The organism is Thauera phenolivorans, assembly GCF_001696715.1.
In the GTDB taxonomy this organism is placed as follows: domain Bacteria; phylum Pseudomonadota; class Gammaproteobacteria; order Burkholderiales; family Rhodocyclaceae; genus Thauera; species Thauera phenolivorans.
This window is the reverse complement of record NZ_MBFM01000003.1, coordinates 130266-155900: the sequence shown is the minus strand read 5'-3', so window position 1 is coordinate 155900 and position 25635 is coordinate 130266. Positions and strand designations below refer to the sequence as shown.

General features: G+C 67.8%; 23 protein-coding genes and 1 tRNA gene. 13 read left to right on the top strand and 11 right to left on the bottom strand.

The window, feature by feature from the left end:
* The 3 genes from BB334_RS07625 to BB334_RS07615 form a co-directional block, all read left to right on the top strand.
* On the top strand, positions 1–473 hold a 473-nt coding region (locus BB334_RS07625; RefSeq protein WP_332835032.1), incomplete at its 5' end, for a UDP binding domain-containing protein.
* A gap of 46 nt (positions 474–519) precedes the next feature.
* Positions 520–1455 carry a transglycosylase SLT domain-containing protein gene (locus BB334_RS07620; protein ID WP_068806681.1) on the top strand — a complete coding sequence of 312 codons (936 nt, stop codon included), beginning with the start codon at positions 520–522 and terminating at the stop codon, positions 1453–1455.
* Positions 1452–2273 (top strand): S1 family peptidase, encoded by an 822-nt coding sequence (locus BB334_RS07615; protein WP_232756684.1) that lies wholly within the window; start codon positions 1452–1454, stop codon positions 2271–2273. Before BB334_RS07620 ends, BB334_RS07615 begins: the two co-directional genes overlap by 4 nt.
* Before the next feature lie 45 nt (positions 2274–2318).
* On the opposite strand, the gene BB334_RS07610 is transcribed toward BB334_RS07615, so the two are convergent.
* Both BB334_RS07610 and BB334_RS07605 read right to left on the bottom strand, forming a co-directional pair.
* Positions 2319–2393 (bottom strand) — tRNA-Arg (locus BB334_RS07610).
* A 70-nt stretch (positions 2394–2463) separates the two neighbouring features.
* Positions 2464–4665: a site-specific recombinase gene (locus BB334_RS07605; RefSeq protein WP_083200339.1), complete on the bottom strand. Its 2202-nt coding sequence runs from the start codon at positions 4663–4665 to the stop codon at positions 2464–2466.
* A gap of 117 nt (positions 4666–4782) precedes the next feature.
* Between BB334_RS07605 and BB334_RS07600 the strand changes: the two genes are divergently transcribed.
* Complete coding sequence (locus tag BB334_RS07600) at positions 4783–6699, top strand: ATP-binding cassette domain-containing protein (protein ID WP_068806678.1); 1917 nt, start codon at positions 4783–4785, stop codon at positions 6697–6699.
* Here BB334_RS07600 and BB334_RS07595 read toward each other — a convergent pair.
* Positions 6696–7601, bottom strand: coding sequence for a hypothetical protein (locus BB334_RS07595; RefSeq protein WP_068806674.1), 906 nt, complete (start codon positions 7599–7601; stop codon positions 6696–6698). The genes BB334_RS07600 and BB334_RS07595 overlap by 4 nt on opposite strands.
* Positions 7602–7623: 22 nt before the next feature.
* The gene (locus BB334_RS07590; RefSeq protein WP_068806671.1) at positions 7624–8199 is read right to left on the bottom strand and encodes a LemA family protein; all 576 of its coding nucleotides are present in this window, start codon (positions 8197–8199) and stop codon (positions 7624–7626) included.
* A 156-nt stretch (positions 8200–8355) separates the two neighbouring features.
* On the opposite strand from BB334_RS07590, the gene BB334_RS18785 reads away from it, so the two are divergent.
* From BB334_RS18785 to BB334_RS07575, 4 genes are all read left to right on the top strand, one after another.
* Complete coding sequence (locus tag BB334_RS18785; RefSeq protein WP_269798996.1) at positions 8356–8487, top strand: hypothetical protein; 132 nt, start codon at positions 8356–8358, stop codon at positions 8485–8487.
* Positions 8488–8577: 90 nt separating this feature from the next.
* Complete coding sequence (locus tag BB334_RS07585) at positions 8578–9573, top strand: oxidoreductase (protein ID WP_068806668.1); 996 nt, start codon at positions 8578–8580, stop codon at positions 9571–9573.
* The gene (locus BB334_RS07580) at positions 9566–10747 is read left to right on the top strand and encodes a GGDEF domain-containing response regulator (protein WP_068806665.1); all 1182 of its coding nucleotides are present in this window, start codon (positions 9566–9568) and stop codon (positions 10745–10747) included. The genes BB334_RS07585 and BB334_RS07580 overlap by 8 nt, the downstream gene beginning before the upstream one ends.
* A gap of 75 nt (positions 10748–10822) precedes the next feature.
* Positions 10823–12715 carry a propionate--CoA ligase gene (locus tag BB334_RS07575; protein ID WP_068806662.1) on the top strand — a complete coding sequence of 631 codons (1893 nt, stop codon included), beginning with the start codon at positions 10823–10825 and terminating at the stop codon, positions 12713–12715.
* A 104-nt stretch (positions 12716–12819) separates the two neighbouring features.
* On the opposite strand, the gene BB334_RS07570 is transcribed toward BB334_RS07575, so the two are convergent.
* Both BB334_RS07570 and BB334_RS07565 read right to left on the bottom strand, forming a co-directional pair.
* Positions 12820–13569, bottom strand: coding sequence for a PEP-CTERM/exosortase system-associated acyltransferase (locus BB334_RS07570; RefSeq protein ID WP_068806659.1), 750 nt, complete (start codon positions 13567–13569; stop codon positions 12820–12822).
* A 185-nt stretch (positions 13570–13754) separates the two neighbouring features.
* On the bottom strand, positions 13755–15311 hold the full coding sequence (locus BB334_RS07565; RefSeq protein WP_158014376.1) for an FAD-binding oxidoreductase: 1557 nt from the start codon (positions 15309–15311) through the stop codon (positions 13755–13757).
* A 387-nt stretch (positions 15312–15698) separates the two neighbouring features.
* Here BB334_RS07565 and pepA point away from each other — a divergent pair, with 387 nt between their 5' ends.
* A complete protein-coding gene (pepA, locus tag BB334_RS07560) occupies positions 15699–16529 on the top strand; it encodes a flocculation-associated PEP-CTERM protein PepA (RefSeq protein WP_068806652.1) in 831 nt (276 codons plus the stop codon).
* A gap of 87 nt (positions 16530–16616) precedes the next feature.
* On the opposite strand, the gene proB is transcribed toward pepA, so the two are convergent.
* From proB to BB334_RS07535, 5 genes are all read right to left on the bottom strand, one after another.
* Entirely contained in the window at positions 16617–17732 is a 1116-nt protein-coding gene (gene proB / locus BB334_RS07555) for a glutamate 5-kinase (RefSeq protein ID WP_068806649.1), read from the bottom strand.
* A 34-nt stretch (positions 17733–17766) separates the two neighbouring features.
* The gene (gene cgtA, locus BB334_RS07550) at positions 17767–18975 is read right to left on the bottom strand and encodes an Obg family GTPase CgtA (RefSeq protein WP_068806646.1); all 1209 of its coding nucleotides are present in this window, start codon (positions 18973–18975) and stop codon (positions 17767–17769) included.
* A 120-nt stretch (positions 18976–19095) separates the two neighbouring features.
* On the bottom strand, positions 19096–19359 hold the full coding sequence (gene rpmA, locus BB334_RS07545) for a 50S ribosomal protein L27 (protein WP_068806643.1): 264 nt from the start codon (positions 19357–19359) through the stop codon (positions 19096–19098).
* Between the two features lie 20 nt (positions 19360–19379).
* Entirely contained in the window at positions 19380–19691 is a 312-nt protein-coding gene (gene rplU / locus BB334_RS07540) for a 50S ribosomal protein L21 (protein WP_068806640.1), read from the bottom strand.
* 63 nt (positions 19692–19754) lie between these two features.
* A complete protein-coding gene (locus tag BB334_RS07535; protein WP_068806637.1) occupies positions 19755–21482 on the bottom strand; it encodes a SulP family inorganic anion transporter in 1728 nt (575 codons plus the stop codon).
* A 197-nt stretch (positions 21483–21679) separates the two neighbouring features.
* On the opposite strand from BB334_RS07535, the gene BB334_RS07530 reads away from it, so the two are divergent.
* From BB334_RS07530 to BB334_RS07515, 4 genes are all read left to right on the top strand, one after another.
* A complete protein-coding gene (locus BB334_RS07530) occupies positions 21680–22462 on the top strand; it encodes a PP2C family protein-serine/threonine phosphatase (RefSeq protein WP_068806634.1) in 783 nt (260 codons plus the stop codon).
* A 204-nt stretch (positions 22463–22666) separates the two neighbouring features.
* The gene (locus BB334_RS07525) at positions 22667–23791 is read left to right on the top strand and encodes an NAD(P) transhydrogenase subunit alpha (RefSeq protein ID WP_068806631.1); all 1125 of its coding nucleotides are present in this window, start codon (positions 22667–22669) and stop codon (positions 23789–23791) included.
* Positions 23792–23805: 14 nt separating this feature from the next.
* Entirely contained in the window at positions 23806–24114 is a 309-nt protein-coding gene (locus BB334_RS07520) for an NAD(P) transhydrogenase subunit alpha (RefSeq protein ID WP_068806627.1), read from the top strand.
* Positions 24111–25490 carry an NAD(P)(+) transhydrogenase (Re/Si-specific) subunit beta gene (locus BB334_RS07515; RefSeq protein ID WP_068806623.1) on the top strand — a complete coding sequence of 460 codons (1380 nt, stop codon included), beginning with the start codon at positions 24111–24113 and terminating at the stop codon, positions 25488–25490. Before BB334_RS07520 ends, BB334_RS07515 begins: the two co-directional genes overlap by 4 nt.
* Positions 25491–25635 lie beyond the last annotated feature (145 nt).

Below are 25635 nucleotides of genomic sequence, written 5' to 3'. Positions count from 1 at the left end.
TGATCGGTTACCAGCCGCAGGTCATCCTGGCCGGGCGACGCATCAACGACAGCATGGGCAAGTACATCGCCGAGCAGACCGTGAAGCAGATGATCGCCGCCGGTTCGAGCATCAAGGGTGCCGACGTGATCGTGCTCGGCCTCACCTTCAAGGAGAACTGTCCCGACTTGCGCAACAGCAAGGTCGTGGATGTCATCCGCGAACTCGAGAGCTACGGCTGCCGGGTCCACGTTCACGATCCGGTCGCCGCTGCGGACGAGGCGATGCACGAATACGGCGTGCAGTTGCGCGACTGGGACGAGTTGCCCGTGGCCGCCGCGATCGTCGCCGCGGTGGGTCACCAGGCCTATCTCGACATGCCGCCGCAGCAGCTGCTTGCCAGGCTCGAGCCCGGCGGTGTGTTCGCAGATGTAAAGTCGTGCCATGATAAGAAGGCACTCGCGGCGGGAGGGGCCTCGGTCTGGCGCCTGTGAAGCACGTCCGAGCCGGCCGGGTGCGCATGTCGCAAGGGAGGCGAGGATGGTGCGAGACCGGGTGGTGAAGGGCTTCGGGAGTTTTCTCGGCGGCTTTGCTCTGGCGTTGTTCGTTGCAGCGCCGGCGCAGGCGGAGCCGCTCAGGAAGGCGGAAGCAACCGGCGGGCAGGGCGAGGCGCTGTTGCGACAGGCGCTCGCTCTCGAACACGGGGAAGGCGTGCCGCAGGACATGGCGCGTGCGGCAACGATCTACTGCGAATCCGCCCGCCACGGCCATCCGGAAGCGATGTATTCGCTCGGCTGGATGTACGCCAACGGGCGCGGCATGGACCGCAACGACGCCTACGCAGGCACACTGTTCGCGATGGCGGCCTTCCTCGGCCATCCCCAGGCGGCCCGCATGACGCGCTTCACCGGCCCCTATACCGGTGCCTTGCCCGACTGCATGCACCCCGTTCCCGGCCGCACCCCGGGCACGCTTTCGCCGGAAAAGCTCATCGGTTCGATGTCGCCTTCCCGGCGCGAGGTCGCCCGTTTGCTCGTGCAGCTTGCGCCCAAGTACGGCATCCAGCCCGAGTTCGCGCTCGCGATCGCGCTCACAGAGTCCAACCTCAATCCGCAGGCGCTCTCGCCCAAGAGCGCGATGGGGGTCATGCAGCTGATTCCCGCGACCGCCGAGCGTTTCAACGTCACCAAGCCCTACGACCCGGAGCAGAACATCCGTGGCGGCCTGGCCTATCTGCGCTGGCTGCTCGCCTATTTCGAAGGCGACATCCGGCTTGCCGCGGCGGCCTACAACGCCGGCGAAGGCGCGGTCAATCGCCACGGCGGCGTCCCTCCCTACCGTGAGACCCGCGCCTACGTCGAGCGCATCGTGGGCTTCGTCGGCGATGCGCTTCATCCCTTCGATCACCGGGTCACTGCGCCCAGCCCGGCCCTGCGAAAACTGCGTGCGATCAGCGAAGAGGAAATGGGGTCGTGAGATGGATCGTCGGCGAGGGCGTGCGCCAATGTGAAACGAAGTCTTCGCGCCGCGGGCTGCTGGCGGCGTTGCTGGCGGGCATCTGCCTCGCGGTCCTGCCGTCCCCCACGCGGGCTCAACTGAGCGACACCCTGCTCAAGGTCAAGCCGTCCGTGGTGGCGGTCGGGACCTATCAGCGCACCCGCAGCCCGGCCTTCCGCTTCCGTGGCACCGGCTTCGTCGTCGGCAGCGGCATGGAGGTTGCCACCAATGCCCACGTCGTCCCGGACAAGCTCGATGCCGGAGGAATGGAGCAGCTGGTGGTGGTGGTGCCGGGAAATGCGCACAGCGGGACGGTGCGACCGGCGTCGACCGTCGCCACCGATCGCGGCCGGGACCTGGCGGTGCTCAGGCTGCAGGGCGGTCCTCCACTGGCGGCGTTGCGGCTGGGACGGCCGAACGGCGTGCGCGAGGGCCAGGAGGTGGCGTTCACCGGCTTCCCGATCGGGAACGTCATTGGGCTCACCCCGGTGACGCATCGCGGCATCGTGTCCGCGATCACGCCGATCGGCATCCCGCAGGGCAGCGCCCGCGATCTCAATCCCGCCCTGGTGCGTCGGCTGTCCGGCGAGGCGTTTCGGGTGTATCAGCTCGACGCCACTGCCTATCCCGGCAACAGCGGCAGTCCCCTGTTCGATCCGGCCTCCGGCGAGGTGATCGGCGTGATGAACATGGTGTTCGTCAAATCGACCAAGGAGAATGTGCTGAGCGACCCGTCGGGCATCAGCTACGCGATTCCGGTGGAGCATCTGCGCGCGCTGCTCGCCACCGTGCGCTGAGACGGCGGAAAGGATGACGGCCTGCACGTGTGCAGGCCGTCGGTCTGGCCTCGCCACCGGGAATCGAACCCAGATCTAGCGCTTAGGAGGCGCTTGTTCTATCCATTGAACCATGGCGAGCGAGGGCGACATTCTAGCCCGGAGGGCCGTCGCCGACCAAGTGCCTTCGCGCGCCTTGCCGCGTCCGTGCTCATTGCCCGCCGGGGCGGGGTTTGCGTTCGCCATTCCCGCCGGGGACCTGCTTTTCCGTCGCCGCGCTGGCCGCCTTCTGCTCCGCGGCCGGCCTCGCGTCGGTGCGCTCCGGCTTGCTTGCCGGCGCGGTCTGGGTGGCGCCCTTGCCGTTGGCTTCCTTCGTTGGTGCCGGCGCCGGTGCGCGCGAGCCGAGCAGCGGCGGCATCAGGAACTCGAGCGGGCGCGTCAGCAGGCGCATGCCCAGGATGCGGAACAGCGTCCGGCTCTGGGCGAAGCTGATGCGGCGGGCGCGCATCGCCATCGTGAGCGTCAGCGAGAAGCTGATCGTCAGGTTGACGATGCCGATCAGGATCACGCCGCCGAAGGTGAGAAGGGCGTACTCCCACGGCAGTCCGAAGTCGAGCGCGGTGTTGGCGTAGCCGAAGTAGGCTGAGGAGAATGCGATGTGGCGGATGTCCAGCGGCAGGCCGAACAGCACGCCGAGCGCGGTCGTGCCGCCGAGCAGGAAGCCGAAGAAGAAGTTCCCCGCGAGCGCGCCAAGGTTGTTCTCGACGTAGGCCGCCACCGCGCGCATGCGCCGCTCGCCGAGCAGGCGGCGCGGCCACTGGAGCTGCAGCAGGCGCTCGGGGATGCGCTTGTAGGCCGACAGGTTGTCGTAGTAGCCGGCGATCAGGCCCGACAGGAACAGGCATACGCCGGCGATCGCCGCATACACCGGCGCGGCGCTGAGCGGGTGGATCTCACCGAGCAGTTCCTGGGCCTTGTAGGGCGGCACGAAGTGGGCGCCGGTCGCCTCGTGGATCGCCAGCCCGACCAGGATCGCGACCGGGATCGCCAGGCCGATGTTGCCGAGGATCGCCGCGATCTGGCTGCGCACCGTGCGCACCACGATGTCGGCGAGCGAGTCGAGGTCGCGCGTCTTGCCGCTCGCCTCGCCGATCGAGGCCGCGATTGCGTTCGCGGTCATCGCCGGCTGCTTGGTCGCCACCGTGCCGCCGAGGATGTGGATCAGTACGAAGCCGAGCCCGTAGTTGAGGCAGATCGCGAGGGTCTCGTTGAGCGGAGCGAAGCCCTGGTTGCCGATCAGGATCTTCAGCGCCGACATTAGCGCGATGATCGCGCCACCCAGCGCCGCCGACGCGAACATCATGAAATACTCGCTGCGCGTGCTGGTGATGTAGTGCTCGCCGGTCTTGCTCGCGCTCTCGGTCATGCGCAGCGAGAGCAGCTCGACGTTCTTGCCGAGATAGTCGGACAGGTTGTTCTTGCGGCACTCGGCGCGCACCAGCTCCTTGAACAGGCTTACCAGGCCGGGCGCGATGTCGATCAGTACGCGTCGCCGGCGTAGTCCGTTGAGGAGGGCGAGGAGCTTGATCATGCGCGCCAGGTGCTGTTGCAGGCGCTCGAGCTTGAAGGTGAGCGTGAGGCTGGTGCCGAGCTTCATCGAGCGCCGGCGGACCCGGTTCAGGACCTCGGAGCACTGGTCGAGCATCACCGTCAGGTGGCGTTCGTCCTCGATGAGCGCGCCGGGCGTGCTCCACCAGCTGGTGTAGTGGCCGATGTAGGTCAGCAGCTCCGCGTTCTGGGCGAGGAAGGGCGACTCGTGCTCTTCGAGGTTGGGGTCGATCCGCACCAGCTCGGGATCGAGGCCGATCGCCGCGATGTGGTAGGACAGCACGCGCAGGCTCTCGAGGATCTCGGTGACGCCGTGGGGCAGATCGCTGGCGTCGGTCTCGTCCATCGGCTGCTGCTCGGCGAGCAGCACGCCGAGGAAGGCCAGCCACACCTCGTCGTCGATGCCCGTGACCCAGACTTCGTCGTCGCGGCGCGGAAAGATCGCCGACAACATGTCCTTCAGGTAATCGGTGTCGATCACCTCGGGCAACAAGCGGTTGGAGATTCGCCGCCCCATCTCGGAGAAAAAGCCGGTCGACGGCAGCAGCCCGGAGGAGGCATACAACGACACCTGGGCGCGCTCGCGGAACAGGCGCGCGAGCGACGTCTGCATGCGCTCGCGCAGCTCCGGGTGGCGTCCGAGATGCTCGGTGAGCTCGCGCAGGCGCGCCGCGGCGCAGGCGACGTCCGTCGCCCGTCGCGGCCGCAGGTGGTCGACGATCGCCGCCCACTTCAGGGCGGGGTCGATATCGGCGTCTGCGATGCGTGGAAGAAACTCGTCGAGCGTGCGGGCGATCTTTTTCATGGCGTGAATTGTACGGCAAATGATGCAGTGCAATATCCGCGCCGGCCCGCGGGAAGGCCGGCTCGGCTAAAATGCAAGGTTCCCTTGCAAGGGCCGGCCGTGTGCCGGCATTCGCTCATGCCGCTGCTCTCCGTAGAAAATGCCTGTCTCGCGTTCGGCCATGTCGACCTGCTCGACCACGCCTCGTTCCAGCTCGACGCCGGCGAACGCGTCGCCCTCATCGGGCGCAACGGTTCGGGCAAATCCAGCCTGCTGCGTGCAATCGCCGGGCAGGCGAGCCTGGACGACGGCCGCGTCTGGCGCGAGACCGGGCTGGTCACCGCCTATGTGCCGCAGGAACCCGATTTCGAGCTCGACGGCGATGTGTTCTCGACCGTGGCCGATGGCCTGGGCGACGCGGCGCGCCTGCTGGTCGATTACCACGCGGCAATGGTCGCGGTGTCCGAGCATGCCGGGCCGGAAGCGATGGCGCGCCTCGACACCCTGCAGCACGCGGTCGAGGCGGCCGACGCCTGGCGGCTGAACCAGCGCGTGGAGCAGATGCTCGAAAAGCTCGCGCTCCCGAGCGACGCGAGAGTGTCCAGCCTTTCGGGGGGTGGAATCAAGCGCGTCGCGCTCGCGCGCGCGCTGGTCGCCGAGCCCGACCTGCTGCTGCTCGACGAGCCGACCAATCATCTCGACCTCGACGGCATCGTCTGGCTCGAGGGGCTGATCCGTGATTTCCGCGGCGCGGTCATCGTCATCACCCACGATCGCGTCTTCCTCGACAACGTCGCCACCCGCATCATCGAGCTCGACCGCGGCCAGCTCGCCAGCTATCCTGGCCGCTTCGCCGACTACCTGCGGCGCAAGGCCGAGGAGCTCGAGGCCGAGGCGAAGTTCGCCGCGCGCTTCGACAAGCTGCTGGCGCAGGAGGAAGTGTGGATCCGCAAGGGCGTCGAGGCGCGACGCACGCGCAACGAGGGTCGGGTGCGCCGACTCGAGGCCCTGCGCCGCGAGCGTGCGGCACGGCGCGACCGACTCGGTAACGTCAGCCTCGCGGTGGACCGCGGCGACCAGGGCGGGCAGATGGTCGCCGAGCTCCAGCACGTGACCAAGCGCTACGGCGACCGCGTCGTCGTGCGCGACTTCTCCACCCGCATCCTGCGTGGCGACCGCATCGGCTTCATCGGCCCCAACGGCGCGGGCAAGACCACGCTGCTGAAGCTGATCCTCGGCGAGATCGCAGCCGACGAGGGCACGGTGCGGCGCGGCACGCGGCAGACGGTGGCCTATTTCGACCAGATGCGCGCCCAGCTCGACCCCGAGCTGCCGCTCACCGAGGTGATCAGCCCGGGTTCGGAATACGTCGAGATCGCCGGTGAGCGCAAGCACGTGATCGGCTACCTCGGCGACTTCCTGTTCGCCCCGCAGCGGGCGCGCTCGCCGGTGAAGTCGCTCTCCGGCGGCGAGCGCAACCGCTTGCTGCTGGCGCGGCTGTTCGCCCGCCCCGCCAACGTGCTGGTGCTCGACGAGCCCACCAACGACCTCGACATCGAGACCCTCGATCTGCTCGAGGAGCTGCTCGCCGGCTACGACGGCACGCTGTTCCTGGTCAGCCACGACCGCGCCTTCCTCGACAACGTCGTCACCCAGGTGATCGCCGCCGAAGGCGACGGCCGCTGGGGCGAATATGCGGGCGGCTATCAGGAGTGGCAGCGGGTGCAGGCCGAGCGAACCGCCGAGCGCGAGCTCGCGCGCGAGGCGGCCCGCCGCGCCCAGCCGGCGGCCGCCGCGGCGGCGAAGGCCACACCCGCGCGCAGCAACAAGCTGTCCTTCAACGAGAAGCGCGAGCTCGAGGCGCTGCCCGAGCGCATCGCCGCGCTCGAAGAGGAGCAGGCGACACTGCAGGCACGCCTCGGCGACCCTGCCCTCTATCAGCAGGCGCCGCAGGACGTGCCGCAGGTGAAGGCGCGCCTGGAGGCGGTTGAAGGCGAGATCGAGGCGGCGCTGGCGCGCTGGGAGGTGCTCGAGACGCGCGCCGACGCGGGCTAGAAGGCGCCGACGCGGTGCAGCCAGGCCGCCGCGGCAGCAGCGGTGACGACGACCGCCGCCTGGAACCCCGCCCATAGCCGATAGCGGCGGGCGATGCGGGCCGGATCGAGGTCGGAGATCAGGAAGAGCCGGCGGCGATCGGCGGGCCGACGCACCACGTGCGCCTCGAGCGCCTGCAGGGCCTCGGCCTGCTCGCGGCCCGCCTGGCGCTTCGCCTCGGCGCGCGCGAGCTCCCATTCGCGCAGGTCGATCTCGCCGTTGCCGTCGACATCGAAGCGGGCGAGCAGGCCGGCGCGGTCGGCCTTCCATTCCGCCAGCAGCGCCCGCATGCGCGTCGCGCGGTCGAGTCCGGGCGTGACGCTGCCCAAGGTGTGGAATTCGCCGAGCACGTAGATCGCATCGCCGCGGATCAGCGACCACTGGGTCTGGCGCAGCTCGCCGCGACGGAAGACATCGCGCCGGCGTACCAGCATCTCCGCGCCGTCGGGATCGACCGCGCACACGCCGCTGCCGTCCTCGAGCAGGAAGGAGGCGTCGCTCTCGTGGCTGCGCTCGCGCCGCCACTTGCCGTCGGCGCCGCGGCATTCGGTCACCAGCCGGTACCAGAGCACCGGCAAGCCATTGACCGGCGACAGCAGCGGCGTGCCGTCGAGCGGGCGGCCGCGGCCGCGCAGTTCGCCGTAGCCCTGGGGCGCGGAGGCAATGCGGGCGGTCGGCGTGTCCGCGATCAGGCGCGCGTGACCGAGCGCGTGGAACCAGCCGAGGAGGCCGCTCGCGAGCAGCGCCCCGAGCGCGACGAGAGTGCCGAGCGTGATGTCGGCGCGTAGCGCAAAGGCGAGCAGGCCGAGCTGCGCGAGCGGCAGCAGCGCAACGAGCCGGTCGCGTCGCAGGCGGACGAGCATCGGGGCGGGGCGGGTGCGGGGTTCAGCCGCCGAACAGCGCCCTCAGGTCCACGTCGGCCTTTTCGGCGCTGGCGAACTGCAGCAGGGGCTGGCGCGTGTAGCCGAGCAGCCGGGCGACGACGAGGTCGGGGAACTGCTCGATCCGCACGTTATGCACATTCACGGCCTCGTTGAGCCACTCGCGGCGGTCGGCGATCGCATTCTCGAGTGCGGTGATGCGGCTCTGCAACTGCATGAAGTGCTCGTTGGCGCGCAGCTCGGGGTAGGCCTCGACGACCGCGAAGATCTGCCCGAGACCGCTGCGCAGCGCGCCTTCGGCGGCCCCGAGCGCGGCGACGTCGTGGGCCGCGCGGGCCTTCGCGACGCTGGCGCGGGCCTCGGTCACGCGCGCGAGGGTGGCCTGCTCGAACTGGGCGTACTGGCGGCACACCTCGACCAGCTTGGGCAGCTCGTCGTGTCGCTGCTTGAGCAGCACGTCGATGTTCGCCCACGCGCGGTCGACCGCATGGCGCAGGCGCACCAGCGCGTTGTAGATCACGACGCCGTAGAGCAGGACGAGGAGGACGAGGGCGAGCAGGACGGCTGCGCTGATGCTCATGAAGCGGACTCCGGGTGCGATCCGCGCATCTTATACTTGCGGCATCGGCTCCCCACAGCGCTGCCGCCGCGGCAGCGTGAGCTTGCGCACAGGCTTGCCCGAATTGATCGCCATGACCCTCCATCCCGTCAGCACCCCCGGCAGCGCGAGCGGCTCATGAAGCTGCTCCGTGTCCTGCTGATCCTCGCCGCCGCGGCCCTCGCGGGCACGGTGCTCGCGCTCGCCTTCCTCGCCTACCAGCACCCCTCGATGCTGATCGATTTCACCAACCTGGTCTTCTGTGGCTGAGGGCGGGGCGGGCTTCGCTATACTTTCGTCGAGGCAGGCCCGGCGCGGAGGTCGCGTCGTGGCGGTGCGAAATCCAGGGAGACAGACCGCATGAACCCGTTCAAGGCCTTCGTGATCAACCAGGGCGACGACCGCAAGGTCGTCAGCGCCATGACGACGATGACGTCCGCGGAGCTCGACGCCGGCGAGGTGCTGATCCGGGTCCATTACTCGAGCATCAACTACAAGGATGCGCTCGCCGCCACCGGCGCGGGCAAGATCATCCGGCGCTTCCCCTGCGTGGGCGGCATCGACCTGTCGGGCGAGGTGGTGGAGAGCGCAGATCCGCGCTTCAAGCCGGGCGACAAGGTCATCGTCACCAGCTTCGACATCGGCGTCGCCCACCACGGCGGCTATGCGGAGTACGCTCGCGTGCCGGCAGGCTGGGTGGTGCCGCTGCCCGCGGGGCTCGACCTCTTCGAGGCGATGGCGCTCGGCACCGCCGGCTTCACCGCGGCGCTCGGCATCGTACGGATGGAGGACAACGGCCTCGCGCCCGCCAACGGTCCGGTGATCGTCACCGGCGCCACCGGCGGCGTCGGCGGCCTGGCAATCGACATGCTCGCGCGCCTCGGCTACCACGTGGTCGCGCTGACCGGCAAGGAGGCCGAGAGCGACTACCTGAAGATGCTCGGCGCGGCCGAGATCAAGCTGCGCGCCTCGATCGATTTCGACAAGGTGCGCCCGCTCGAAGCGGCGCAGTGGGCGGGCGCGGTCGACAACGTCGGCGGTCAGATCCTGCACTGGGTGCTGGCGACGATGAAGCAGGCGGGCACGGTGGCGAGCATCGGCAATGCCGCCAGCTTCAACATCAACACCACGGTGTTCCCCTTCATCCTGCGCGGCGTCAGCCTGCTCGGCGTCGATTCGGGCTACATGGGCTTTCCCACCCGGCAGCGCGTGTGGGACCGGCTCGCCACCGACCTCAAGCCGCGCCACCTGGCCGAAGTCACCCGCACCATCGCCTTCGACGAGCTGCCCGCCGCGTTCGACGCCTTCATCGCCGGCAAGGCGAAGGGCCGCACGGTGGTGCGGATCCATGACTGAGGCGCTGCCGCGGATCCTCGTGGTCGACGACTCGCGCATGGTGCGCTCGTCGATCATCAAGCACATCCGCGGCCGCTTCGAGGTGAGGGAGGAGGGCGACGGTGAGGCGGCGTGGGAGGCGCTGCTGGTCGACCCGGCGGTGCAGCTCGTGCTCACCGACATCGGCATGCCGAGGCTCGACGGCTACGGCCTGCTCGAGCGCATCCGCAGCGCGCGGGTGGCGCGGATCAGCAGCCTGCCGGTGCTGATCATTTCCGGTGAGGAAGACGATTCCGCGCGCGAGCGTGCGGCCGCGCTCGGCGCCAACGGCTTCATCACCAAGGGCTCGGGCAGCGCCGAGCTGCTGTCGGCGCTCGAGTCGCTGCTGCGCCTGGCGCAGACCGAGCGCGAGCTCGAGGCCAGCCGCGCCGCGCTCGCCCGCCAGAGCGCGATCGATCCGGTGAGCGGCCTGGTGAACGAGTCCTACCTCAAGTGGCGCGCCGAGCAGGACCTCGCCTACGCCCGCCGCCATGGGGCGAACCTGTCGGTGCTCGTGGTCGAGATCGATCGCTTTCGCGAACTCGTGGAGCGGCACGGGGCGCAGGTCGCCGGACTGGTGGGACGCAAGCTCTCCGAGATTCTCGCCTCCCGGGTGCGGAGCGAGGATTCGGTGGCCCAGCTGTCGCCGGCGCAGTTCGTCCTGCTCGCCCACGGCAGCGAACTCGCGGCGAGCTGTGCCTTCGCCCTGCGCCTGCAGCAGGCCCTGGAGAAGCTGGTGCTGAGCTATCGCGGCGAGCGGATCGGCATCACCGTCACCATCGGTGTCGCCAATTCCGCGGTGGATGGCCTCGCCTCGGTCAGCGAGCTGATCGGCGTCGCGGTGGGGCGCGCCGAGAACGGCCGGGCGGCGGGCGGAAACCGGGTGTTCGCCGATCGGGGCGAGGTCAGCGAGGTTTCGCTGGCGAGCGCGAGGCGTGAGCTCACCAGCATCGACGCGGTGCTCAGGCAGTTGCAACGTGGCGACACGGAGGCGGTCGCCGCGCGGCTGCCGGCGGTGATCGCGGCCCTCGCGCCGCTGCTCGACTTGATAGAATCGCGGCTTGGCTGCGACATCCCGTTGAGCAGACTCAAACAGATCGACAAGGAGGCGGGAGTCGCCGGGGTGAACGGCGGAGCCGTGCACCCGATGCCATAGCGGCGACCGGGCGGGGACGCCCCGCGCTGTCGCCTTCATCGTGGATTGAGGGAATCTGAAAGGGAGAGGAGGGCTATGACCACGTACAAGGAATTCCACCGTCGCTCGATCGAGGATCGCGACGCCTTCTGGGCCGAGCAGGCGCAGCTGGTGCACTGGAACAAGCAGCCGGAGCAGATCTGCGATTTCTCGCACCCTCCCTTCGTCAAGTGGTTCAAGGGCGGCGAGACCAACCTCTGCTACAACGCGGTCGATCGCCACGCCGCCGAGCGCCCGGACGATCGCGCGCTGATCTACCTGTCGACCGAGACCGACGAGGAGCGGATCTACACCTTCGCGGAGCTTCAGCGCGAGGTCGAGCGCATGGCGGCGATCTACCAGGAGTTCGGCGTCAAGAAGGGCGACCGCGTCCTGATCTACATGCCGATGATTCCCGAGGCCTGCTTCGCGATGCTCGCCTGCGCCCGCATCGGTGCGATCCACTCGGTGGTGTTCGGCGGCTTCGCCGCGCACTCGCTGGCGACCCGCATCGACGACGCCAAGCCGGTGCTGATGGTGTGCGCCGATGCGGGCATGCGCAATGGCAAGCCGGTGCCGTACAAGCACCTGGTGGACGAGGCCTGCAAGCTGGCCGAATTCCCACCCGCGCGCGTCCTCATCGTCGATCGCGGCCTGGACAAGGATTTCCCCCGCGTCGAGGGCCGTGACCTCGACTATGCCACGCTGCGCGAGAAGCACATCGACGCGCGCGTCCCGGTCACCTGGCTGGAGTCCTCCGAGCCGAGCTACATCCTCTACACCTCGGGCACCACCGGCAAGCCGAAGGGCGTGCAGCGCGATGTCGGCGGCTACTGTGTCGCACTCGCCTCGTCGATCCCGCTCATCTTCATGGGCAAGCCGGGCGAGACCTTCTTCTGCACCTCCGACATCGGCTGGGTGGTCGGCCACAGCTACATCATCTACGGCCCGCTGATTGGCGGCATGGCCACGATCATGTACGAAGGCACGCCGCTGCGCCCCGACGCGGGCATCTGGTGGCAGATCGTCGAGAAGTACAAGGTCAGCGTGATGTTCTCCGCGCCGACCGCCGCCCGCGTGCTGAAGAAGCAGGACCCCGCCTACCTCAGCAAGTACGACCTGTCGTCGCTGCGCCACCTCTTCCTCGCCGGCGAGCCGCTCGACCAGCCGACACACGAGTGGATCATGAGTGCGCTCAAGGTGCCGGTGATCGACAACTACTGGCAGACCGAGACCGGCTGGCCGATGATGGCCGCGGTGCGCGGCGTCGAGGACACCCCGGTCAAGTACGGCTCGCCGAGCTTCCCGGTGTATGGCTACGACCTGCGCATCTTCCGCGAGGACGGCAGCGAATGCGGTCCCAACGAGAAGGGCATCGTCGGCGTCGTGCCGCCGCTGCCGCCGGGCTGCCTGAGCACCGTCTGGGGCCAGGACGAGCGCTTCGTATCCACCTACTTCAGCCTGTTCACCAACCCGGTGGTGTATTCGTCCTCCGACTGGGGCATCAAGGACGAGGAGGGCTACCACACCATCCTCGGCCGCATGGACGACGTCATCAACGTCGCCGGCCACCGGCTCGGCACGCGCGAGATCGAGGAGGCGGTGCAGGCACATCCGGCGATCGCCGAAGTCGCGGTGGTCGGCGTGCAGGACGAGCTCAAGGGCCAGATGCCGATGGCCTTCGCCGTGGTGAAGGACGCCAGCCGCACCGACACCGCCGAGAAGCGCGCCGCGCTCGAGAAGGAGGTCATGAAGACGGTCGACGACCAGCTCGGCGCCATCGCCCGCCCGAGCCGGGTGCATTTCGTCACCGCCCTGCCCAAGACCCGCTCCGGCAAGATGCTTCGCCGCTCGATCCAGGCCATGGCCGAAGGACGCGACGCGGGCGACGTCGCCACCATCGACGACGCCAGCACGCTGGAGCAGATCAGGAACGTGTTGAAGAGCTGAGCCAGCCCTCGCGTAAGGTGAAGAAGGCCCGCGGTCGCGGGCCTTTTTGCTTTCCAAAGGGTCTGGGGGCTGGGAGATGAGGCGTGGGAGGCGATCTCGACCGATCAGACCGGACCGGAGCCCTCCCGGATCTGCTGGCGGACGATCTCCCAGAGGGGCCTGATCAGGCTGCGCATGTTGCGGATGATCTCTTCGATATGCATCACCGAGGGCACGCGGGTGCCCCGATGAGAGATCGCGGCGCCGATCTGCCGGACCTCCACGCCAAGGTGTGAGAAGTGCGCCGCGAGCCTCGGCTCGGTCAGGACGAATATGGTTTCGACATCGTTGTGCTCGGCGAGTGCGACCGCGCCCAGCAGCAGGCTGGTGGGGATGAAGGGGAAACGCTGTTGCGCGCCGAAGGCGGTGAAGTCCTGTTCCTGAATCGCGACGGCGGTGTGTTCTTCGCCCTTGCGGCGGCGGTATTGGGCGCGGACGGCGAGGCGGGAGATCTCGGCGATGCTTCCGCGCGGCAGCCTTGCCGGGTCGACGATCGAACGGTCGAGCGTCGCGGCGCAGGAGCGCTCGAAAGGCAGGGGCGCGTATGGGTCGGCGGGATCCGTCAGCACGATCCGGGTACAGCCAACCCGTGTATGCGGGGCGGCGGCCGTACGCAACAGGCAATGCACGCTGTGGGCGTCGTAGGGATCCACCTCGCGGCGATCCGGTCGCTCGGGTTCGAAGCCGAGATCCTCGCAATAGACCTCGTGACGCACATGGAACACTTCGTCGAGCAAGGGGCCTTCCACAACCCGATCGATGCGGAAATAGTTGTTGAAGCCCTGGCTGAGGTCGCGACGTGCGGAGGTCTGCATGGTCCGGGCTGTTGAGTGTTCTGACATGGGCGGAGGGGTACGTCTATCGCGAAGGAAAAAGGGGGGCAAGTCAGCGCAACGGGCGAAGGTAATCGCGGGAGGTCACTTGGCGCCTTCGGTGCGTCCAGGCCGTCGTATCTCGGCGCAACTGCAGGACCGGGTGCGTGAAACGCGCGGTTACAAGATCATCGCTCCTTATCCATGCCGGATGCAAGGCCGTAGCGCCCCGGCGCGATGACATTGTCAGGGTCGAAGACGGTTTTCAGCTTGTGGATCAGGCGCCAGTACTCCGGGTCGGCCGCCACGATCTTCTCCATCATGTCGGCCCGCGCGCGGTAGGGCTCGAGTCCCCGCCCGCGCATGTAATCGAGAAGATCGTCGGCACAGCGGTGTGCGCGTTCGATCTCCTCGGGCACGCTACGGTCGAACAGCAGGTTGATCACCGCGACCAGAGAAGTTTCGGTTTCGATGTTGAGCGTCATGTAGAGGATGTGGCCGTGACGCGCTGCAACCTCCTGCAGGCCGTTGACCACCTCGCAGGCGAGTCGGCCGTCGAGGGGCAGGGCGGGGCTGATGAACAGCAGTCCGCAACGCGAGGCGTCGAGCTCCACTGCGCGGTCGTTCGGGTGGCCGAATTTCCACAGCAGGTTCTGGATGGGAATGTCGGTCGGCACGCCGAGCGCCAGGCGATGCAGCGGTCGCGTGGCCGCGATTGCGGCAGCGTTGGCGCGCATGAAGGGAATCGAGCGAAGGCGGTGGGTCACGGCGTAGCCGACGTCGAGCAGGCGCTCGGTGATGACCATGAGGCGGGCGATCCTGCGGGTCCGCTGGCGGATTTCGCGAATCGCCGCCCTGACCTGTCCCGGATTCCCGGAAACCGAGGCCAGGCTGGTCCATTCGTGCGGGGCGACCACCTTCATCGCCCGGTCCGCCTCGGCGGCTGCGGCAGTGGGGTCGAAGCCGCACTCGTCCTCGAGGTAGCGGGTGACGCCGTAGCTCAGCGTGGATACCGTGCGGGCACGGTTGCCGATGTGCGTTACCGAGGTCAGCAGGCCCTCGCGCTTGAGGCGTGCCAGTGCGTCGATGAAGGCCGGCAAATCCTCGTCGCGACGCAGCGCCAGCGACACCGCGACCTCGCGCGGGCGGCGCGGGCGCAGGCGGAAGCAGGCGCTGGTGACGATGCCGAAGTTGCTCTGGAAGAAGAGACCGTCGAGCATCGGGCCGAGGCCGAAGGGGTGGCTGTGGGCGAGCGGGGACTCGTCCCCCAGGCGCCTGAAGCCGGTGCGCACGATCTCGCCGGTGCCGGTGACGACCTCCAGGCCGAAGAGGTCGTCCTTGCGCGGCCCGAAGTAGCCGACGCCGCGGTCGAGGGCGTTGCCGATGATGCTGGTGTCACGACCGGCGCCGGTGACGTTGAAGGTCAGGGCGGGGCAGTGCTCCTGAAGGAAGTCGGAAAGCTGGCCCTGCGTCACGCCGGGCTCGACGATGGCCACCGGGTTGTCAACTGAGATGTCGTCTGCATTGAGGATGCGGTTCATGCCGCTCATATCCAGCAAGGTGCATCCCGGTACGACGGGGGACCAGGAGCCATAACCCCAGTTCAAGCCGGTGGAGACAGGATACAAGGGCGTGTTCTTCTGGCGTGCGCGCTCGACCAGTCCGAGGACATCCTCCCTGGAGGTGACGGCCACGCGCTCGACCACCGCATTTGCACGACCTGTGACGTTTGTTCCTTGCTGCAAGGTGTTCTCCTCGGATCTCGGCACCACCAATAGCGGTGGATAGCTTAGCGGCGGGGCGAGGCGTTCGAAAAGCGGCCTCGGCATTGCCCTGTGCTGCCCGACACGGAAGCATGGATTCTCAATGTGTCGGTATTTCTTACATGATGACAAAAATTCAGCGGTCGTACGCCACCGATTAACCAAAAAAATACAATATAAACAATGTAGTGAGGTGATTTTGAGTTTTATGGCATCCGACTTGCTTAGTATGGCTTGCAGCAGTCTGAAGCAAGCTGTCTTGTGATCCCGGCCTCGTGTGGTTCGCTGTGGTGGGGGAGCAAGGAGCAGAAGAGTTTGAAGGGGGGTTCCCCTCGTTGAAACAAAACCCTGGACTATTCGGAGATCGCCATGAAAGTCTTGAAGAAACTCGTTCTCGCCGGTGCGGTTGGTGCGGCCTTCGCCTCGGGTGCCGCCAACGCAGCCTTCCTCAGCAACTGGACCTTTGACACCAATGGTGCTGCTGCGGGTGGCACTATTCTCGTAAGTGAGTTTTTGGACATGGTCGGGGCCAGCTACGTCGAGAACACCTTCTCTGATGCCACGAACTTCACCTTCGAGAACGCTGGCGCATACGTTGTTCCTACCGCTGACGGCACGAACGTGATGCCGAGCGAGGCGCAGATCACCGCGATCTTCTCGGGAACCGGCTCGGGTCAGCTGGGTGGGTCACTCGCGTTCAATGCGGGCTCCTTCCAGATGTACTCGGACACCACTGCCAATTTCGGTTCGACCACCGGCATCTTCGGCGCCGACGACGGCACGCTGATCGCCGATTTCCTGCTGACGGAAGGTACCGGGCAGATCGGATCCGCCGGTCTCCCGAACGGTGAAATTTCGCTGACCTTCAAGGCGACGAACCTTGCCGCGGGGTATTTCTTCAATGAGGACGGTATCGACCTGTCGACCATGGTGGGATCGGAGCTACTGTTCGGCTTCGTCACCACCAACGCTTCGCAAGTTGCTAATCCGTCGCCTAACGTCATAACTGAAATCATGGGCGAACTGTACACGCAGGAGTTTGGTGGTGTCGCGGCGGGTACCAACACCCCGCCGGGAGACTTCATCCTCAGCAACAACGGTCAGTATCGCTTCAGCGAGGTCCCCGAGCCGGGTACCATCGCGCTGGCTGGACTCGGCCTGCTGGGTCTGGGTCTCTCACGTCGCCGCAAGAGCGCCTGAACGCGCTAGGTTCCTCAGCGAAATGCCTGCGACATTGTCGCAGGCATTTTTTTGCGCTGGTGCCCTTGTGAATCCGCGCCGAAGCGTCTAACACTTCACCATATTGTCCCGATGCACCACCTCCGGCGCATCCACATACCCCAGCAGCTTCTCGATCTCCGCCGTCGGCCGGCGCGCGATGCGGCGGCACTCGGCCGCGCTGTAGTTGACCAGCCCGCGCGCGACCTCTTCGCCGCTGACGCTGCGGCAGGCCACCGCCGCACCGCGCTTGAAGTCGCCGCGCACCTCGATCACGCCCACCGGCAGCAGGCTGCGGCCGTGGCGCAGGGCCTCGACCGCGCCGTCGTCGATGACGAGATCGCCGGCGAGCTGCAGGTGGTCGGCGATCCACTGCTTGCGCGCCTGCAGCGGGGTGCTGGTGGCGTAGAGCAGGGTGCCGAGGGGTTCGCCGGCGGCCAGTCGCAGCAGGGGGTCGGGCTCGCGGCCGCTGGCGATGCAGGTGTGGGCGCCGCTGCGCGCCGCGCGCTGGGCGGCGCGGATCTTGGTGATCATGCCGCCCTTGCTGATGCCGCTGCCGGCGCCGCCCGCCATCGCCTCATAGCGGCGGTCCTCGGCGCGGCCCTCGGAGATCAGGGTGGCGTCGGGGTTGCTGCGCGGGTCGGAAGTGTACAGGCCCTGCTGGTCGGTGAGGATGATCAGGGCCTCGGCCTCGACCAGGTTCGCGACCAGCGCGCCGAGGGTGTCGTTGTCGCCGAACTTGATCTCGTCGGTGACCACGGTGTCGTTCTCGTTGATGATCGGCACCACGCCGAGTTCGAGGAGGGTATGCAGCGTCGAGCGGCCGTTGAGGTAGCGGGTGCGGTCGCTGAGGTCTTCGTGGGTCAGCAGGATCTGCGCCGTCTGCAGACCCTCGGCGGCGAAGGCCTTCTCGTAGGCCTCGACCAGGCCCATCTGGCCCACCGCCGCGGCGGCCTGCAGCCTGTGGATCTCGTGCGGACGCTTCTTCCAGCCCAGGCGCTGGATGCCGGCCGCGATCGAGCCCGAGGAGACGAGCAGGATCTCGCGGCCTTCGGCGCGCAACGCGGCGATCTGGCGCGCCCAGTCGGCGAGCGCCGCCTTGTCGAGACCGGCGCCGTTGTTGGTGACCAGCGCGCTGCCCACCTTGACGACGAGGCGACGCGCGTTCTTGATGCGATTTCTCATGATGGCTGGGGCGGTGGGCGGCAGGGCGCGGCGCTCAGTGGCCGCGGCTTTCGTCGTTGTCGAATTCGCTGTCTTCGTCCTCGGGCAGGGCGTCGGACGCGTCGGCCAGACCCGGCTCTTCCTCGTCGTTCTCGGTGAGCGCGAGCTCGGCGGCGGCACGCGCGGCGGCTGCGGCGGCGAGGCGTTCCTCTTCCTCGGCCTTGCGCGCGGCGCGTTCGGCTTCGATGCGGTCACGCTCGGCGTCGAGATAGTCCTGCACCGCGAACACGATCTCGCGACAGCCTTCGCCGTTGATCGCCGAGATCTCGAAGTGGCGCTCGACCGGGCCGTAGGCCTCGAGGAAGGCTGCGACGCGCTCTGCACGCTCCTCCTCGGGGATGAGGTCGAGCTTGTTCAGCACCAGCCAGCGCGGCTTGGCGTGGAGCGATTCGTCGTACTTGCGCAGTTCCTCGACGATCGCCTTCGCCTCACGCACCGGGTCGACCTCGGGGTCGAAGGGGGCGAGATCCACCAGGTGCAGCAGCAGGTGGGTGCGCGACAGGTGGCGCAGGAACTGGTGGCCGAGCCCGGCGCCTTCGGCCGCGCCCTCGATCAGGCCGGGGATGTCGGCGATCACGAAGCTGCGCGACTCGGCGGTGCGCACCACGCCGAGGTTGGGCGCCAGTGTGGTGAAGGGATAGTCCGCGACCTTCGGTTTGGCCGCCGATACCGCGCGGATGAAGGTGGACTTGCCGGCGTTCGGCATGCCGAGCAGGCCGACGTCGGCGAGCACCTTGAGCTCCAGCTGGAGGTTGCGGCGCTCGCCCTCCTGGCCCATCGTCTTCTGCCGCGGCGCGCGGTTGACGCTCGACTTGAAGTGGATGTTGCCCAGGCCGCCGCGGCCGCCGTGGGCGAGGGTGACCTGCTTGCCGTCCTCGTCGAGGTCGGCGATCAGCTCGCCGGTGTCCTGGTCGGTGATCACCGTGCCGACCGGGAAGCGCAGCGTGATGTCCTCGCCGGCCTTGCCGTAGCAGTCGCGGCTGCGCCCGTTCTCGCCGCGCTCTGCGCGGTGGACGCGCGTGTAGCGGTAGTCGATCAGGGTGTTGAGGTTGCGGTCGGCGACCGCGTGGATGCTGCCGCCGCGACCGCCGTCGCCGCCGTCGGGGCCGCCCTTGGGGATGTATTTCTCGCGGCGGAAGGTCGCCACGCCATTGCCGCCGTCACCGGCGATGACCTCGATGCGGGCTTCGTCGAAAAATTTCATGCCTGGAGAATCCCCTGGAAAAGCTGCTGCGCGCTGCGCAAAAACAAAAAAGCCCTACCGCAAGGATAGGGCTTTTCGTACAACTGCCGAAGCAGCCGTGTCACGTGCCGGAAGCGACGATCAGGCCGCTTCGGGAACGATGGTGACGGTACGGCGCTTGAACGGGCCCTTGACCGCGAACTGCACGGTGCCGTTGGTCAGCGCGAACAGGGTGTGGTCCTTACCGATGCCGACGTTGTCGCCCGGGTGGTATTCGGTGCCGCGCTGGCGAACGATGATGTTGCCGGCGAGCACGAACTGGCCACCGTAGCGCTTCACGCCGAGGCGTTTCGATTCCGAGTCGCGGCCGTTACGCGAACTACCGCCAGCTTTTTTGTGTGCCATGTCGGATTACCTCCTGCGCCTTAGGCCGAGATCGCTTCGATGCGAAGCTCGGTGTAGTTCTGACGATGCCCCTGGTGCTTCTGGTAGTGCTTGCGGCGGCGCATCTTGAAAATCTTGACCTTGTCGTGACGGCCGTGGGAAACCACGGTCGCCGTGACAGAAGCTCCGGCAACCACGGGCGAGCCGATCTTCACCGACTCGCCTTCGCCGACCATGAAGACCTGGTCAAGCGTGATTTCGGAACCCACGTCGGCCGGTATCTGTTCTACCTTGATCTTTTCGCCAGCGGCAACGCGATACTGCTTGCCACCGGTTTTTATCACCGCGTACATGGTGTTGCTCCAGTTGATGGGTTTGGAAAGAATCGCGCACCTTACGACGAACGTGCGGCAAAGTCAAGGCGAATCAGGCGCCTGGGGCCCGTCGGCCTTCGGTTTCGACAGCGTCGCCAGCAGCGCCTCGATCGCCTGGTGCTCGGTGCGGTAGCCGCCGTGCTCGGCAATGCGGGCCCACAGCCCGGCGCGCTGCATCGCGTCGATCGCCTGCTTCTTCAGGCCGCAGAAGGCGATCGCCTGGCCTTGGGCGCGGAAGCGCTCGATCAGGCCGGCCAGGGTGTGCAGTCCGGTCGCATCGACCTCGTTGATCCCCGCCGCCGACACCAGCACGACCTTGACGTCGGGCTGAGCACGTGCGGCGCGCAGCATGGCCTCGTCGAACGTGGCGGCGGTGACGAAGCTCAGCGGACTGTCGAAGCGCAGCACCACCAGGCCGGGGTGGGGATGGGCGAGGCCGAAGCGCTCGAGGTCGCGGTAGGTGCCGTCCGGATGCAGGCCGAGCAGGGCGACGCGTGGATACATGCCGCGATACACCATCAGGCCGAGCGACAGCATGAGCCCGGTGAAGATGCCGTTCTGGATCGCGGGTGCGAAGGCCAGTGTGGCGGCGAAGGTCACCACCGCGCCGAGGCCGTCGTCGCGGCTGGCGCGCCAGGCGCGGCCGAGCGCCTTGAGGTCGATGAGGCCGACCACCGCCTGCAGGATCACGGCGGCGAGCACCGGCTTGGGCAGGTGCCACACCAGCGGCGTCAGGTAGAGCACGGTGACGAGCACGAGCGCCGCGGTGACCAGCGAGGACATCCCGCTGCGCGCCTCCAGCGTGTAGTTCAGTGCGGAGCGCGAGAAGGAGGCGCTGACCGGCATGCCGCCGGCGAAGGAGGCCGCGATCTTCGCCAGGCCCTGGCCGATCAGTTCCTGGTTCTGGCGCCAGGCCTGCCGGGTGCGGCCGGAGATCAGCTTGGCGCTCGAGGCCGCCTCCATGAAGCTCACCAGGGCGATCACGAAGGCGGCGGGCAGCAGAGCGATGAGTTCGCCGAGCGACAGCGCGGGGAAGGCGAAATCCGGCAGGCCGAGCGGGATCGCGCCGACCACGGCGCCGCCGCTGCGCTCGAAGCCCGTCGCCGCCGACAGGGCGGTCGCACCGGCGACCACCAGGGGCACGCCCGGCAGCCGGGGCAGGTGGTGCTTGAGCGCGAGGAGCAGGCCGAGGCTGCCGAGGCCGAAGGCGACCGAGGGCGGATGCAGGAGCTCGCCGCCGCTGAGCAGGCGCAGGAAGTCGATCACCAGCTGGCCCGAATGCTGGAGGTCGAGGCCGAACAGCGGCGGGACCTGGGTGAGGCAGATGATCAGCGCGGACGCATTGACGAAACCGCTCAGTACCGGCACCGACAGCAGGTTGAGCAGCCAGCCCAGCTTGAGCGCGCCGAGCGCGAACTGGATCAGGCCCGAGAGCAGCGCGAGGCCGATCGCGAGTTCGAGCAGATGGGGTGAGCCGGGCGCGGCGAGGCCGATGATGCTGGCGCCGGTGAGCAGACTGGTGAGGGCCACCGGGCCGGTGGATAGCTGGCCGCAGGAGCCGAACAGCGCTGCCACCACGGTCGGCAGCAGGGCACAATAGAGCCCGATGTGCGGCGGCAGGCCGGCGAGCTTGGCGTAGGCGAGTGCCTGCGGAATCATCACCAGCGCCACCGTGAGCCCGGCGGTGGCGTCGTCGCGCAGGCTGGCCGCGGTCCACTGGCGGCGCCAGGCGAGGAAGGGGAACAAGCGTTCCAGGGTGGCTTGACGCATGAGCGAGTCGCGCAGGTGTGGAGCCGAATGGTAGCAAATAGCGGTCGACGGCATCGTCCGCCGCCTGCCCGGCGGCGCCTCCCGGGTCGCGAGTGTTTCATTTGTCACGGTCGCATGCGAGTCGCGCACGGTCTTCGGCCGGTCGCACGGCCGCGTTGCTAATATGCTGCGTCATTAATGACAGGGCCGCACCCCAGATGCCTCTCATCGCCGAAACCTGTGTCGCCACCCATCGGGGCGATCGTCCCGAGCAGCAGGACCGCGTCGCAATGTTTCGCCATCCGACGCGTTCGGGGCTGCTGCTCGCGGTTCTCGCTGACGGCATGGGCGGGCATGCGGGCGGCGCGATGGCGGCCGACCAGGTGGTAATTCGCGCGCGCCAGAACTTCGAGGCCTACATGCCGAACGCCGAGAGCCCGCGGGAGCTCCTCGGTGGCGTGCTCGACGAGGCGCACAGGGTGATGCGGCTGACGCGCTTCACCTCGGAGCAGGATCCGCACAGCACCGCGGTGCTCTTCCTGCTGCAGCGCGACCATGCGAGCTGGGCGCACTGCGGCGACTCCCGCCTCTACCACGTGCGCGGGGGGCGCGTGCTGCATCGCACCGAGGATCATTCGCTGGTCGGCGCGCTCGAGCGCAGCGGGCGCATCGATGGCGAGGCGGCGGTTCGCCATCCGCGCCGCAATGTGCTTCTGTCATGCCTCGGCGGCGATCTCGATCCGGAGATCGTTCATGGCGAGGCGGGGCCGCTGCCCGGAGGCGATGTCTTCGTGCTGTGCACCGATGGCCTGTGGTCCTGCATTCCGGAACACGAAGTGGCGGCGCTCGTGCAGTCGCTGCCGCCGAGGGCGGCCGCCGCGCGACTCATCGAGCTCGGGCGCACGCGCGCCAGCGGCCTCGGCGACAACATCTCGGTGGCCATCGTGAAACTGGTCGAGCGGATGCCGGCTGCACCGCATTTCGTGCCGGGCCTGCGCTGACAATCCGGGAAATCCCGCGAGAATATCCGGACGTTTGCATTTCGCCCGAGGGGCGAATGCCGTTAATATCGTCCGGTGAGGCTCGCTCACCGGACCGGTGCGGGCAGGGAGAAGACAAAACCAGAAGCGTGCGAACCGCAACGTCTTCGATTCGATCATCTTCATGGTGCATTTTGCAGTGAATCATTTGGGAGGATTGCCCTCATGCCTCTGACCCTCGGAGTGCTTGCGGAGATGCTTCCGGGCGAACGGCGCTTGTCCGTCGTGCCGGATGTCGTCAAGAGATACCTGGGCCTGGGGGCCCGGGTGCTGATGCAGAAAGGAGCGGGCGCGCCGGCGCACTTCCGCGACGAGGATTTCGCCGAGGTGACGCTGGTCGACAGCGCCGCCGAGGTGGCGGCGCAGGCGGACGTGCTGCTGTGCGTGCAGGCACCGTCGGCCGAGCTGATCGGTGCGATGAAGCCGGGCGCGGTGCTGATCGGGCTGCTGCAGCCGTGGAGCGACGCCGAGCGCGCGAAGCGGCTCGCGGACAAGCAGATCACCGCCTTCGCGATGGAGCTGCTGCCGCGCATCTCGCGCGCGCAGAGCATGGACGTGCTGTCCTCGCAGGGCGCGGTGGCGGGTTACGAGTGCGCGCTGATCGCCGCCGACCACTCGCCGAAGTTCTTCCCGATGCTGACCTACGCGGCGGGCACCATCCGCCCGGCCAAGGTGCTGGTGATCGGCGCCGGCGTGGCCGGCCTGCAGGCGATCGCCACCGCGCGCCGGATCGGCGCGATGGTCGAGGCCTACGACGTGCGCCCGGAGACGCGCGAGCAGATCGAGTCGCTCGGTGCCAAATTCGTCGACACCGGGGTGTCGGCGGCGGGCACCGGCGGCTATGCGCGCGAACTCACCGAGGAAGAGAAGGGCAAGCAGGCCGAGCGCCTGGCGAAGGCGGTGGCGCAGTGCGACGCGCTCATCACCACCGCGGCGATTCCGGGCAAGCAGGCGCCGAAGATCATCACCGCCGACATGATCGCGCGCATGAAGCCGGGCGCGGTGGTGGTCGACATGGCCGCCGAGACCGGCGGCAACGTCGAGGGCACGGTGGCCGGCGAGAAGACGCGGGTCGGCGACGTGCTGGTGATCGGCCCCACCCACATCGCCAGCCGCATGCCGGTGCATGCCTCGGAGATGATCGCCAAGAACCTGTTCAACTTCATCTCGCCCTTCATCCAGGACGGCGCGCTCGCGCTCGACTGGGAAGACGAGGTGCTGGCCGGGACCTGTCTCACGCATGCGGGCGAAGTTCGCCACGCGGGCGTGAAGCAGGTGCTGGGCCTGTAAGGGAGGATCGAGCCATGGAAGGCTTTACCGCACTGTACATTTTCATGCTGGCCGCATTCACCGGATACGAGGTGATCTCGCGCGTGCCGGTGATCCTGCACACGCCGCTGATGTCGGGTTCGAACTTCATCCACGGCGTGGTGCTGATCGGCGCGATGGTCGCGCTCGGCCACGCCGATCCGGACGAACCGCTGCAACTGGTGATCGGCTTCTTCGCGGTCCTGCTGGGCGCGGCCAACGCCGCCGGCGGCTACGTGGTGACCGAGCGCATGCTGGGCATGTTCAAGACGGGTAATGTGAAGAAAGAAGGGGGCGCGCAATGACGTCGAACTGGTTTGTGAGCATGGCCTACTTCGTCGTCACGGTCGTGTTCATCCTCGGCCTGAAGGCGATGGCCTCGCCGGTGACCGCACGGCGCGGCATCGTATGGGCGGGTTTCGCGATGGTGGCCGCGACGGTGGTGACCTTCTTCATCCCGGGGCTGAACAACGTCGGCCTGATGGTGGCGGCGATCGTGCTGGGCGGCGGCGCCGCGTGGTGGAGCGGCAAGGTGGTCAAGATGACCGACATGCCGCAGATGGTCGCGATCTACAACGGCATGGGCGGCGGCGCGGCCGCCGGCATTGCCGCGGTCGAGCTGGTGCGCGGGGCCGAGCACGATGCGGTGACCTCCACCCTGCTGGTGCTGGGCGCGATCATCGGCTCGGTGGCGTTCTCGGGCTCGTGCGTGGCGTTCGCCAAGCTGCAGGGCCTGCTGAACAAGGCGATCCGGCTGCCGGCGCAGAACAACGTGAACTTCTTCCTCGCGCTGGCGACCTTCGGCATCGGCCTCACCGTGGGCTACTCGGCCGCGCCGAGCGGCTTCGAGATCTTCCTGTTCTTCGTGCTGGCGCTGGCGCTGGGCGTGGTGCTGGTGCTGCCGATCGGGGGCGCCGACATGCCGGTGGTGATCTCGCTGCTGAACGCCTTCACCGGCCTGGCGGTGGGCTTCAAGGGCTTCGTCATCGGCAACCCGGCGCTGATCGTGGCCGGCATCGTGGTGGGCGCCTCGGGCATGCTGCTCACGCAGCTGATGGCCAAGGCGATGAATCGCCCGATCAAGAACATCATCTTCGCGCCGATCACCGGTGCGGCGGCCGAAGGCGGCGAGGCGGTCGAGGGCACGATGCGCGAGCTCTCGGCGATGGATGCCGCCTCGCTGATGCGCTACGGCCAGAAGGTCATCATCGTGCCGGGCTACGGCATGGCGGTGGCCGGTGCGCAGCACAAGGTGTGGGAGATGGCGCAGCTGCTCGAGGAGGCCGGCGTCGAGGTGGTGTTCGCCATCCACCCGGTGGCGGGCCGCATGCCGGGCCACATGAACGTGCTGCTGGCCGAGGCGGGCGTGCCCTACGACAAGATCTTCGACCTCGAGGAGATCAACGCCGACTTCGCGCAGGCCGACGTGGCGCTGGTGATCGGGGCCAACGACGTGGTCAACCCGGTGGCGCGCACCGACAAGTCGAGCCCGATCTACGGCATGCCGATCCTCAACGCGGACATGGCGCAGAACGTGATCGTGGTCAAGCGCGGCAAGGGCGCGGGCTACTCGGGCATCGAGAATGCGCTGTTCTACAAGGACAACTGCCGCATGCTGTACGGCAGCGCGCAGCAGGTCGTCGGCGAGGTCATCCAGAACGTCAAGGCGCTCGAAGGCTGATCGCACTTCGGACCGCCGTTCGCGAAAGCGGGCGGCGGGTCGCGAAAAAGGGCGGCAGTGCGGGAATGTGTTTCCCGGACTGCCGCCCTTTCCTTTGGCGGCTCACCCTGCCGCGCACGGCAGGGAGGCGGGCCCAGTGGCTCTG